General features: G+C 65.1%; 14 protein-coding genes. 4 read left to right on the top strand and 10 right to left on the bottom strand.

What is annotated here, in order from left to right; translation table 11 throughout:
* The first annotated feature begins 92 nt into the window (after nt 1-92).
* Nucleotides 93-2,243, top strand: coding sequence for a hypothetical protein (locus QTI04_RS05560; protein WP_286614481.1), 2,151 nt, complete (start codon nt 93-95; stop codon nt 2,241-2,243).
* On the opposite strand, the gene QTI04_RS05555 is transcribed toward QTI04_RS05560, so the two are convergent.
* The 4 genes from QTI04_RS05555 to lexA all read right to left on the bottom strand — a co-directional run bounded on the left by QTI04_RS05555 (nt 2,233) and on the right by lexA (nt 5,679).
* Nucleotides 2,233-3,405, bottom strand: a complete 1,173-nt coding sequence (locus QTI04_RS05555) for an MFS transporter (protein WP_286614480.1) — start codon at nt 3,403-3,405, stop codon at nt 2,233-2,235. The two genes, QTI04_RS05560 and QTI04_RS05555, sit on opposite strands and share 11 nt — an antisense overlap.
* Entirely contained in the window at nt 3,402-4,409 is a 1,008-nt protein-coding gene (locus QTI04_RS05550) for a D-2-hydroxyacid dehydrogenase family protein (protein WP_286598996.1), read from the bottom strand. Before QTI04_RS05550 ends, QTI04_RS05555 begins: the two co-directional genes overlap by 4 nt.
* Nucleotides 4,410-4,547: 138 nt before the next feature.
* Nucleotides 4,548-4,967, bottom strand: coding sequence for a hypothetical protein (locus QTI04_RS05545; protein WP_286614479.1), 420 nt, complete (start codon nt 4,965-4,967; stop codon nt 4,548-4,550).
* Nucleotides 4,968-5,004: 37 nt separating this feature from the next.
* Nucleotides 5,005-5,679, bottom strand: coding sequence for a transcriptional repressor LexA (gene lexA / locus QTI04_RS05540; RefSeq protein ID WP_093107767.1), 675 nt, complete (start codon nt 5,677-5,679; stop codon nt 5,005-5,007).
* 73 nt (nt 5,680-5,752) lie between these two features.
* On the opposite strand from lexA, the gene QTI04_RS05535 reads away from it, so the two are divergent.
* Genes QTI04_RS05535 through QTI04_RS05525 form a run of 3 tightly spaced genes read left to right on the top strand, consistent with a single transcriptional unit; the run spans nt 5,753 to nt 7,655 of the window.
* Nucleotides 5,753-6,742 (top strand): asparaginase, encoded by a 990-nt coding sequence (locus QTI04_RS05535; RefSeq protein WP_286614845.1) that lies wholly within the window; start codon nt 5,753-5,755, stop codon nt 6,740-6,742.
* Nucleotides 6,743-6,745: 3 nt separating this feature from the next.
* Complete coding sequence (locus QTI04_RS05530) at nt 6,746-7,162, top strand: hypothetical protein (protein ID WP_286598992.1); 417 nt, start codon at nt 6,746-6,748, stop codon at nt 7,160-7,162.
* A gap of 13 nt (nt 7,163-7,175) precedes the next feature.
* Nucleotides 7,176-7,655: a DUF6152 family protein gene (locus QTI04_RS05525; RefSeq protein WP_286614478.1), complete on the top strand. Its 480-nt coding sequence runs from the start codon at nt 7,176-7,178 to the stop codon at nt 7,653-7,655.
* Here the strand turns inward: QTI04_RS05525 and adk are convergent, their stop codons facing one another.
* The 6 genes from adk to QTI04_RS05495 form a co-directional block, all read right to left on the bottom strand.
* The gene (adk, locus tag QTI04_RS05520) at nt 7,656-8,312 is read right to left on the bottom strand and encodes an adenylate kinase (RefSeq protein ID WP_286614477.1); all 657 of its coding nucleotides are present in this window, start codon (nt 8,310-8,312) and stop codon (nt 7,656-7,658) included.
* A 126-nt stretch (nt 8,313-8,438) separates the two neighbouring features.
* A complete protein-coding gene (kdsB, locus tag QTI04_RS05515; RefSeq protein ID WP_286614476.1) occupies nt 8,439-9,209 on the bottom strand; it encodes a 3-deoxy-manno-octulosonate cytidylyltransferase in 771 nt (256 codons plus the stop codon).
* A complete protein-coding gene (locus QTI04_RS05510; RefSeq protein WP_286566403.1) occupies nt 9,206-9,388 on the bottom strand; it encodes a Trm112 family protein in 183 nt (60 codons plus the stop codon). The genes kdsB and QTI04_RS05510 overlap by 4 nt, the downstream gene beginning before the upstream one ends.
* The gene (lpxK, locus tag QTI04_RS05505) at nt 9,369-10,352 is read right to left on the bottom strand and encodes a tetraacyldisaccharide 4'-kinase (RefSeq protein ID WP_286614475.1); all 984 of its coding nucleotides are present in this window, start codon (nt 10,350-10,352) and stop codon (nt 9,369-9,371) included. Before lpxK ends, QTI04_RS05510 begins: the two co-directional genes overlap by 20 nt.
* A 2-nt stretch (nt 10,353-10,354) precedes the next feature.
* Nucleotides 10,355-10,780, bottom strand: a complete 426-nt coding sequence (locus tag QTI04_RS05500) for a biopolymer transporter ExbD (RefSeq protein ID WP_286599286.1) — start codon at nt 10,778-10,780, stop codon at nt 10,355-10,357.
* 2 nt (nt 10,781-10,782) lie between these two features.
* A complete protein-coding gene (locus QTI04_RS05495) occupies nt 10,783-11,415 on the bottom strand; it encodes a MotA/TolQ/ExbB proton channel family protein (protein WP_286599285.1) in 633 nt (210 codons plus the stop codon).
* Nucleotides 11,416-11,648: the final 233 nt, after the last annotated feature.

Raw genomic sequence — 11,648 nt, 5'->3', positions numbered from 1 at the left:
TCAACTTTAGATTGCCATTGCAGCCCATTTTGCAGTCCCCACGCTTAGCGGCGAGCCTGTTTCTCCTCGGGCTGGCCCTTGAATCATCCGCGTTGACGATCGGTCGACCGCAGGGTGCCGTCTGGATCGGCAAGCCGATGGACGTGGTGATCCCACTCACGCTCGACTCCGTGGAGGCGGGCGGGTCCCTGTGCCTCGAGGCCAGTGTCCTCCAGGGCGACACCCCGATCCCCGATCGCCGCGTGACTGTATCCCTCGACCCCGGCGCAGGTCCTGGCAATCCGAACATGCGCATTCGCTCCACCGTTCCGATGGAGGAGCCGGTGGTCACCGTCACGGTGCGGGCCGGCTGCGACATGAAGTCGACGCGCAGCTACGTTCTGCTCGCCGATGTGCCCACCGATGTGTCGCTGCCGGGTGTCGTTGCGCCTTCTGCCGCTCGCTCTTCATCGGACACGGCTCCGGTCGCACGGCCCGCTGCGCGCGGAGTTTCGCGCAATGCAAGCGGGGGCTCGTCCTCATCGGACGGTTCCGGTACCAGGACAGCACAGCGCGCCGTCCCGCCGCGGGATCCAGCATCGGCGCCTGATGCCGAAGCGCAGGCACCGCGCCGCCCACCCGCCATCGCCGCACCGGTCGCGCCACGGCGAACGCCCGTTGCGCGGCCCCCCGCCACTCCGAAGGTCGCTCCGGCGACGCCCGCATCACCGGTGCAAGCGCCTAAACAAGAACCGGCGACAGGCGCATCGCGGCTTCGCGTGGAGGCGCTGGAGCCGCAATCCACCAGGGAAGCCGGCCTCAAGACCGCGAAGGAACTGACGCTGCCCCCTGTGGAGGATCTCGGGCGGCGTGCTGCTGCAGCGGCCCTTTGGAACGCGATGAATCCGCAGCCGCAAGAGGCGCAGCGTGAGGCCCAGCGTGCAAAGGACATGGACGCCACGCTCGCCGCATTGCGCGAGCAGACCGCGCAGAACCAGCGCGCGCTCAACGAGTTGCGCAGCGAACTGGCCCAGGCGCGCGAAAGCCAGTTCCGCAATCCGCTCGTCTACACCTTGATCGTCTTGCTGCTGCTGGCTCTCATCGGCATGTTGCTGTTGTGGCGGCTGGCGCGGCGCCCGGCCGTGCCCGCCTGGTGGGGTGAAGCGCCGCCTCCGAAGGGCGACGGCGCACGCAGGCGCCTCCATCCGCAACGGGGCCTGCTGGACGACGAGATGGATTTGGACTCCGAGCCGGACCCGCCTCCTTCGCGACGCAGCGCCAGCACGGGCAGGACCTTCGTGCCGACGCCGTTTGCGCCGCTCGAGCCGAACGCTCTCGACAGCGGCTTCGACGAGCCCGTGGCGCACCCGGCTCGCACTTTCGACAACGCCCCGGTGCGGCCGGTCAACACCGAAGAACTGTTCGACGTGCAGCAGCAATCGGATTTCTTCCTTTCGCTCGGCCAGCACGACCAGGCGATCGCGGTGCTGCGCGAGCACATCGCCGCCAATCCCGGGACCAGCGCTCTCGCTTACCTCGACCTGTTGCGCATCTTCCATACGCTCGACCGCAAGGAAGACTATGCGAGGTTGGCGGAAGAGTTCGAGCGCGCCTTCAATGCCGATGTGCCGGCCTTCGAGCATTTCGCCGAAACGGGCAGAGGTCTGGAACACTACCGCAGCGCTTTGGCGCGCATCGAGTCGCAATGGCCCGCGCCGGGCACCCTCGCGCTGATCGAGGAACTGATTTTCCGCAAGCCTGGCGTCCACGAAGAGGGTGCGTTCGACCTCGCCGCCTACCAGGAACTCCTTCTCCTCTACGCTGTGGCGAAAGAAGTGATCGATCCGGACAGCGCACCGCCTGCACCGGTCACTCCGCATTCGTTCGTCGACACGCACGACGATCTGCCGACAGCGACCGCGCCCATCGAGGTCGACACCCAGCCGCCGGCCATATACGACGACCAGGTGGTGGCCCCCTCGATCTACGGCTCGATCGACGATGGACTGCACCACGACACGGTGATGGTCCCCGATACACCGGTCCCGATGCCTTCCGCAGACGAGACGCCGCAGCGCGTCAAGCCCGATCTCGAACTGGACTTCGCCGAATTCGACAAGACGGCTTACGAGACCATGCCGACGCCGATCGAGTCCCCGAAGCCGCCTCCCGCGCCTTCGACAGATCCGCACGTGATCGACTTCGAGTTGTTCGACCCGAACACCGAGGCCGAGATCGCGCCGCGACCGATCATCAAGCGCTGAACGCAGGGGCGCGGCGTTGTGCCCTGTCCACTGCGACGCTGAGACCTATGGCGGCAAGCACGGTCGCCAGCCCGACCCAACTCATCCACGCGGTCGCTTCATGGGCCAACAACCACCCGCCGGCCCCAGCGCCCACGGCCTGCCCGATGTAGATGCCGGAACTGTTCAGTGCCACCGAGCCCGGCGCGAGGGCGGGCGAGAGAGCCACCAGCCGCGCCTGCTGGGCCGAATTGGTCGCGAAGCAGCCCAGGCCCCAGGGGGTGAGCAGAAGCGCCAGCCAGACGAGCGTGACACCCAGCGGCCACAGAAGGAGGCTCAGTGCGATCAGCGAGGTGGTGAGCAGCACCATGCGCGGCGCACCCACGCGGTCGATGTGCCGGCTCACCAGCATGTTGCCCGCGAGGCCGCACGCGCCGAACCAAGCCCACATGAGGCCCAACTCGGTGGCGCTTGCGTCCAGCGTCTGCTTCAGAATCGGCGCGAAATAGCTGAACAGCACGAACTGGCCGGCGCCCTGCAGCGCGGTGACGGAGACCACGCCCATCAGCAGAGGACTTTTGAACACGCGGCCCCAGGCCTCGCGCGATAGGGCGGCAGGCCGGATGCCCGCGGGAAGCTTCAGCCAGATCCAGATCGCGCTGACCGCTGACAGAACCGTGATCACCGCGAACGCCGCCCGCCATCCGAAATGGCCGCCAATGACAGCGCCGATCGGAAGGCCCAGCACAGAGGCCATCGACCATCCGAGAAAGACGAAGGTGACTGCGCGGCCACGCTGCTCCGGCGGCACCAGCAAGCCGACGCACGCTGCCGCCTGCGGAGTGAAGATCGCGGGTGCAATGACCGTCAGCATGCGGACCAGTAGCAGTCCGCCGAAATTCGGCATCAGCGTCGCGACGAGGTGTCCCGCGCCGTACCACAGCATCGTGCAGGCCAGCAGCACCCGGCGGTCCCAGCCGGCGACCACGGCGGCAAGCAAAGGGGCGCCCAGGCACATCACGATCGCGCCGACCGTGATCAACTGGCCAGCCGTTGCCGCGCTGACCTGAAGCGACGTGCTGAGTTCGTTGAGCGTGCCAGGCACGACCATCACGCCCGTGCCGATCACGAAGTTGCCTGCCAGCAGGGCCCACAGGGCGGCCGGCAGCGCAGGCCGTTTCAACGGCGGACCTGCAGTGCGCCGGGATTGACGATGTTGGTCGGATTGCCCTTGATGAAGCTGACGACGTTGTCGAAAGCCTGACCGAAGTACATCTCGTAGCTGTCCTGCTCGACGTAGCCGATGTGCGGGGTGCAGATGCAGTTCTCCAGTCGGAGGAGGGCGTGACCCTGCAGCGGTGGTTCACTCTCGAAGACGTCGACCGCTGCCAGACCGGGCCGTCCGCGATTGAGAGCTGCGAGAAGAGCGTCCTGCTCGACCAGTTCCGCCCGCGACGTGTTCACGAACAGGGCGGTCGGCTTCATTCGGGAAAGATCCTCGAGCGTCACCAGGCCTCGCGTTTCCTCCGTGAGCCGCAGATGAACCGACATCACATCAGCCGCGGCGAAAAACGCCTCCCGGCTCGGGGCAATCTGGAAGCCGTCGGACCTTGCCCTGGCGCAGCTCTGCTCGCGCCCCCAGATCATCACCTGCATACCGAAAGCCTGGCCGTAGCGCGCGACCAGCTGGCCGATACGCCCGTAGCCCCAGATGCACAGCGTCTTGCCCTTGAGCACAGAGCCAAGCCCGAAGTTCGGCGGCATCGACCCCGACTTGAGGCCCGATTGCTGCCATGCGCCGTGCTTGAGGTTGCTGATGTACTGCGGCAGGCGACGCATGGCGGCCATGATCAATGCCCAGGTCAGCTCGGCAGGTGCCAGCGGCGACCCCGTGCCTTCCGCCACCGCAACGCCTTGTTCCGTACAGGCGTTCACGTCGATATGACTGCCAACCCGACCCGTCTGCGAAATGAGCTTGAGCTTGGGCAGCTTCTCGATGAGCTGCCGGGAGATGTGAGTGCGCTCGCGGATCAGCACGATCACGTCGGCGTCCTTGAGCCGCACCGAGAGCTGTCCAATGCCCTTGACCGTGTTGGTGTACACCTTGGCGGCATACGCATCGAGCTTGGCAGCGCACTGCAGCTTGCGCACCGCATCCTGATAGTCGTCGAGGATCACAATGTTCATGGCGTGCCATTGTGCCTCGCACCATCGACCTGCTGTGCCGGCGCGTTGCTTTGCTGTTGCACGCGCCGTACGTTGCGGTGACGAACAGCGGTGCCGAAGGACGCATTGCGCTCGTTCGACGCGGAAGCGTCCGGGTCTTCAATGTGTATGGTTGGACTGCAGGGGTGTGCCGGCTGCCTCGAGCGCCACGAGCCTGTCGAGCTCCGCGCAGACATCGGCCATCCGGCCCGAAATCACGACACGGCTCTGATGGCAGCCCGGCTGCTGCGCATCGACCATGCGTACCACGCGCAAAGGCCGCGCGGTGGGCGCGCTGGCTTGCACAGTGGCCGACTGCCGCCCGCCGCAGCTTGGACGAACCCCGACATAGCGCAGGCCCGGCGAACTGATGCGACGCGAACTGCGCGCCGGCATCCAGCGGCTGGCCAGCGATTGCAAAGGGGTGAACAAATCAACGATGCTGAGCAGGGCGATTCCCATGTGAACTCCAAAGGTCAGAGATTGAACATAGGCAGGATTGATTTCATGGGCCTCGACAGGGTGATGGCTCTTCGCCATACGCCCGCCACCTGTCGCGGCCGGGTGATTCAAAGCCCTACATCAGCATGGTGTTGCGGATCAGACCAACCGCCAGGCCTTCGATTTCGAAGGGCTCGCCCGGTTGGACGACTATGGTGGGGTAATCGGGGTTTTCAGCATGCAACTCGATGACTTGCTTGTTGCGCTTGAGGCGCTTGACCGTGACCTCATCGCCCAGCCGGGCCACGACGATCTGGCCGTTTCGGGCTTCCTTGGTGGCTTGAACCGCAAGCAGATCGCCGTCCATGATGCCGGCGTCCCGCATCGACATGCCGCGCACTTTGAGGAGGTAGTCGGGCTGGCGCTGGAACAGCGTGTTCTCGACGTAGTAGGTCTGATCGACATGTTCCTGCGCGAGGATGGGCGAGCCGGCCGCCACGCGGCCAATCAACGGCAGCGCGAGTTGCGCCATGCCTGGCAGCGACAGGGAGAACTGGTTGTTGCGGGACTCGTTGAGGGAGCGCAGGGCGTCGCCCTTGAGCCGGATGCCGCGGGAGGTGCCGCTCACAAGCTCGATGACTCCCTTGCGCGCGAGTGCTTGCAGGTGTTCCTCGGCAGCGTTGGCGGACTTGAACCCGAGTTCGGCGGCGATCTCGGCGCGTGTGGGAGGGGCTCCGGTGCGTGCGATGGCGCTTTGGATCAAGTCCAGAATTTGCTGCTGGCGGGCGGTAAGCTTCACTGCGAACTGCATGTTGGCTCCTGACGGGCACTGGCTGAATATCCAGTACCTGTATTTTTAACCAGTTTCTGGAAGTTGGCAAGTGATGGCCGAGAGCATGGGAAAAGACGAGCGCCGAGTGATCGTTCTGGGCACGGGGGGCACGATTGCCGGCCGTGCTTCGACTGCGGGCGACAACATCGGCTACAAGGCCGGCGAGGTAGGCGTGGCCGAACTGCTGGGCAGTATCGACGCGCCAGACGGCGTTTTGTTGTTGGCAGAGCAGGTTGCGCAGATCGATAGCAAGGACATGTCTTTTGCCATCTGGCAAACGCTGGCCCTGCGTTGTGCCCATTGGCTCGCGGAACCCGGAGTGGCGGGCATCGTCATCACCCATGGTACGGATACCTTGGAGGAGACGGCCTTTTTCCTCCAGTCGGTCCTGGCGCCGTCGAAGCCGGTGGTCTTGACCTGTGCCATGCGGCCGTCCACCGCGCTGGCGCCTGACGGTCCCCAGAACGTGCGGGATGCTGTCGTCGTGGCGTCCACGCCAGGCGTGCAGGGGGCCGTCGTCGTTTGTGCGGGTACGGTGCACAGCGCGCTCGATGTTCAAAAGATCCACACGTACCGGCTCGATGCATTCGACTCGGGTGATGCGGGGCCGGTGGCGTACGTCGAGGAGGGGGCCTTGCGGGTGCTCAGAAACTGGCCGGCGCCGACCGGGTCCGTGCGGCTCGCCTTCGAGCGAATGGCAGGCGCCGAATCCTGGCCTCGCGTGGAAATTCTGGTGAGCCACGCCGACGCGCGCGGCGCGATCGTGGATGCGCTGGTGCGGGAGCGCAGGCTGGGTCGCGCGGATGCCATCCAGGGGCTAGTCCTTGCTGCGACGGGGAACGGCACATTGCACCATGCGCTCGAAGCTGCCGCGCTGCGTGCGCAAGCGGAAGGTGTCGCCGTCGTTCGCGCGACCCGATGCTCGCAGGGGCGCATCCTCCCAAGGGAATGGGAAGTCTTGCGCGATGCGGGTGCCCTGACGCCGGTCAAGGCGCGCATCGCGCTGATGCTGGAATTGCTGTCGGGCGAGCGCTCCGCCTGATCCATGTTCGACGCGCTGCAATCGACTCCCTGGGCCTATCCGGCGCTGGAGGTCGTGCACATCGTCGGGATCGCGCTCCTCGTGGGCAATCTGGTCGCGCTCGAGGCGCGCGTTTTCGGACGCGCCGTCGTGCTGCCGGTGCACGGCCTTGCCAAACTGTCGTTGACCATCGCCTTGTCCGGCTTTGCACTGGCGGCGGCCAGTGGCTCGTTGATGTTCGCCACACAGCCGGCGGAGTTGCTGGCCAACCGGGCATTCTTGATCAAGATGGGATTGCTGCTATTGGCCGGCTGCAACGCCCTGTGGTTTCATGCGCGTGGCTCGTTGCTCAAACTCGACTTGATGGCGCGGGTACAAATGTTGTCGTCCACTGCGATCTGGCTGGCCGTGATCTTTTGCGGCCGATGGATCGCCTATTGAAAGGAGCTTCCGCATGAAACGTCGCTGCCTCGTATTGGCCGCTGCCGCTGCTTCGACTGCCGTCGTGATGCCGCCTGCCTGGTCGCACCATGGCTGGAGCAGCTTTGATCAGGACCGCCCGCTCTACCTGGAGGGCCGGGTCGTGAGCGCGCGCTGGCAGAACCCGCACGCCGAATTGATGATCGAGGTGTCCCCGGATCTCAAGGTGCCGGCAGACCTCGCGAAGCGTCCGCTGCCTGCGCAGAGCGCGCCCGTCGATGGGCCCGGCCTGCTTGCCAAGGCGACCGTGCCCCGCCGCAACGATCGCCAATGGGAGCTTGAACTGGCGCCGCTCACGCGCATGGAAGCCTGGAAAGTCCAGGAGATCAAGCCCGGCACCCGCATCTCCGCGGTGGGCTTCACTTCCAAGGACGAGAAGGGGGATGCCGTGATGCGCGTCGAGTACCTGTTCGTCGACGGCAAGGCCTATGGGCTGCGTTCCAGCCCGGCCTGATCAGCTGTTCAGTGCGGCGAGCGCGCGCTGCGTGATCTCGTCGACAGTGCCGACACCGCTGATGCCACGGTATTTGGGCGCCGCGGCGGGCTCGGCCTTGGCCCAGTTCGAGTAGTAGTCGACCAGCGGCCGGGTCTGTTGGCTGTAGACCTCGAGGCGCTTGCGCACCGTCTCTTCCTTGTCGTCTTCGCGCTGGATCAGGTCTTCACCTGTGAGGTCGTCCTTGCCTTCGGCCTTCGGTGGGTTGAATTTCACGTGATAGATGCGCCCCGACGCCGGGTGCGAGCGGCGACCACTCATGCGCTCGATGATGTCGGCGAAGGGCACGTCGATCTCGAGCACGTAGTCGAGCTTGACGCCGGCCGAGCGCATGGCTTCGGCCTGAGGAATCGTGCGGGGAAAGCCATCGAAGAGGAAGCCCTGGGCACAATCCGGCTGCGCGATGCGTTCCTTGACGAGATTGATGATCAGGTCGTCGCTCACAAGGGCGCCCGATGCCATGACGGCCTGGGCCTGGAGCCCGAGCGGCGTGCCGGCCTTGACGGCGGCACGCAGCATGTCGCCAGTGGAAATCTGGGGGATGCCGTACTTCTGGCAAATGTAGGCCGCCTGCGTGCCCTTGCCTGCCCCGGGGGCGCCCAACAAAATCAGTCTCATGGTGTCCTCGGAAGGTTCTTTGATTTTCTGTCGCGCCCATGGACGCCCCGAAGGACGCCACTGGGCGGAGTTGCTTCGAGGATAGCATGCGCCCCCGAGCTACTCGGGCCTGGGCACGGGCTCAAACTAGGCAGCTGCGAGCAGGGCGCGAACGCGTGCGAGGTCTTCGGGCGTGTCGATGCCGGGCCCGGGCGCATGCGAACTGACGTGCACGGCGATCCGATGGCCGTGCCACAGCGCGCGGAGCTGTTCCAGGGCCTCGGTCGCCTCGATCGGCGCCGGAGGCAGGCCGGGAAACGCGCGGACGAAGCCTGCGCGGTAGCCATAGATGCCGATGTGCCGCAGGGCTGGCGGCGAGGTCGGCACGGCCTTCATACCCTTCTCCGCGAAACCGTCGCGCCACCACGGAATCGGTGCGCGGCTGAAATAGAGCGCGTTGCCGTTCGCGTCGAGCACCGTTTTCACGACATTCGGATTGGCGAACTCCTCGGGTGAATCGATGGCATGGGCAGCCGTGCTCATGGCCGCGTCCGGATGCTCCGCCAGCGTCTGCGCCACGGCGTCGATCAAGGAGGGCTCGATCAGCGGTTCGTCGCCTTGCACATTCACGATGATCGCGTTGTCTGCCAAGCCAAGCTGCGTGCACGCTTCGGCAAGGCGATCGCTGCCGCTGGCGTGATCCGTGCGCGTGAGAAGAGCCTGAACGCCGTGCGCTTCGCAGGCGGCGACGATGCGAGGATCGTCGCCAGCCACCACGACGCGCTCGGCGCCGGATTCCATGGCGCGCTGGGCGACCCGCACCACCATCGGCAGGCCGGCGATGTCGGCCAGGGGCTTGTCTGGCAGGCGCGTCGAAGCGAGCCGCGCGGGAATCAGAACGGTGAAGGGGGTGTTCAAAGGCCCAGCTCTTCGTCGGTCAACGTGCGCGCTTCGGTTTCGAGCAGCACCGGAATGCCGTCGCGCACGGGGTAGGCGAGGCGGGCGCTGCGCGACGAAAGCTCCTGCTTTTCGGCGTTCCAGGTGAGCGGCCCTTTGGTCACGGGGCAGACGAGCAATTCAAGCAGCTTGGTGTCCATCGAGCGATGATAGCTTTGCGTCGAGCGCCGTAAAGAAGGCGGCAGAGGGTTCGAAGACAAGCGGCACGGCCAAGGCGTCGGGTGCCTTGCGCCATAGTTTCACTGCGTCTTTTTCGGTGCAGATCAGCGTCTGGCCGCTGTCCGTCGGCAAAGCCCAGTCATCGAAATCGTGGTGGTCGGGCAGTGCGATGCATTGCGCCGGCATCAGCGATCGATCCTTCAGCATCTGGAAGAAGGCCTCGGGCTTCGCGATGGCGGCGACGGCAATCAGCTTCCGATCGGTCAGCGATTCGAGCGGCACCCGTCTGCCATCGCGGCGCAAAGCGTACTCGGCAAGTGACTTTCGCACGGTGAAGCCGTGAAACGCGGGCTGTGCGCCCGTGTGGATCACCAGGTCGCAGCGGCGCGGCCACTGCTCGCGCAGCATGCCCGCAGGCAGGAGCCAGCCGTTGCCCACGCCGCGGTCGTCGAAGACGCAGATCTCGATATCGCGTGCGAGCGCAAGGTGCTGGAGTCCGTCGTCGCTCACGATGACTTGAGTGTCCGGATGCCGCTCGAGCAGGGCACGAGCCGCTTCGATCCGCTTTCGTGCGACGAAGACCGGCGCCCTGGTCGAATGCCGGATCAGCGCTGGCTCGTCCCCCACGTCGCGCGGGTCGGAGTCATCGAGCACCTCGCGGCAGTCGTCGGTCGCTCTTCCATAGCCGCGAGACACGACGCCGGCCATGATGCCGCGCGCCCGGAGGTGTCGAACGATGGCCATCACGACGGGCGTCTTGCCGGATCCACCGGCGATCACGTTGCCGACGACGACGACTGGCACGCGGACCCGCTCGGTCTGTAGGAGGCCCGTTCGGTAGAGCGCGCGTCGAATGCCAGCCAGCGCGCCGAACAGCATTGACAGCGGCCACAGCAGTCGCGCCAGCACGCCGCGTTGCAGCCAAGCCTGGCGCAACGAGCCCAAGGCTAGCGTCCCGCCTGTGCGGCCGATTGGGTGGCGAAAGTGATCTGCACCAAGCCGGCCCGGCGGGCCGCTTCCATCACCGTGATCACGGATTGATGGGAGGCATTGGCGTCGGCGCTGATGATCACGACGTTGTCCCTCGCACCTCCGGAAGCCGCCGCAAGCGCCACGGCGACCGCTTCGACACTGCGGTCAGGCAGCACGTTCTTGTTGATTGAATAGCGCCCGTCGGAGGACACGGCGACGATCACTTCCTTCGGGTAGTCCCGCTGCGCCTCCACATCAGCCACCGGCAGACGCAACTGCATCTCCGTAAACTTGCTGTAGGTGGTCGACAGCATCAGGAAGATCAGCACGACCAGCAGCACATCGATGAACGGGATCAGGTTGATCTCGGGCTCATCGCGCGACCCGTGGCGGAAATGCATTCTCATCGGCGTAACGTGTTCAGATGGCGAGCAAAGCGTTCGCCGGCCAATTCGAGATTCAGCAGGTACTCGTCAACCCGGCTGCGGAAATAGCGCCAGAAGATCAGCGCCGGAATCGCGATGATGAGCCCGAAGGCGGTGTTGTAGAGCGCAATGGAAATCCCGTGCGCAAGCTGCGCCGGATTGCCCGATCCGACCGCGCCGTTCGACGGAGACTGCGAGCCGAAGATCTCGATCATGCCGATCACGGTGCCAAGGAGGCCGAGCAACGGTGCGGCCGATGCGATCGTCGCCAGCGCGGGCAGGTAGCGTTCGAGCCGATGAGCCACGACGCGTCCGGCTGCCTCCATGGAAACACGCAGGTCGTCTTCGCTCGAGAGCGGATTGGTGTTGAGCGCGCGAAAACCTGCAGCCAGCACCTCGCCGAGTCCGGAGTTCTTTTCCAGCTTGGTCACCACATCCGGACCGGGGATCGAAGTGCGCGACACCGTGATGGCCTCGTCGAGCAACTTGGGAGGCAAGACCCGGGAGGTCTTCAAGCTGGTGAATCTCTCAATGACGAGCGCTAGCCCGATCACCGAACAAGCGAGCAGAGGCCAAATCGGCCAACCCGCAGCAACTATGATGGAAAACAAGAATTCCTCCGGCCCATGGACTGCAAATGCGCGGCGATTATCCACCGAGCCGGCTCGCCTTCCCGACCTGTCTTTCACGTAGGCGAAGACGCACACAATCTGTGGATAACTTTGTGACTAACACGCAGAGCAACTCGCCCGGACCCGCGTCGGCTGGGCGTTTCGATGATTAGACCGAAAATTGAGCAGTACTTTTTCCAATAAAATCAATAACTTGCACGAGGACATGCGCT

The sequence above is a fragment of the Variovorax sp. J22R115 genome, from assembly GCF_030317005.1.
In the GTDB taxonomy this organism is placed as follows: Bacteria; Pseudomonadota; Gammaproteobacteria; order Burkholderiales; family Burkholderiaceae_C; genus Variovorax.
This window is presented reverse-complemented; position numbering and strand designations above follow the sequence as displayed.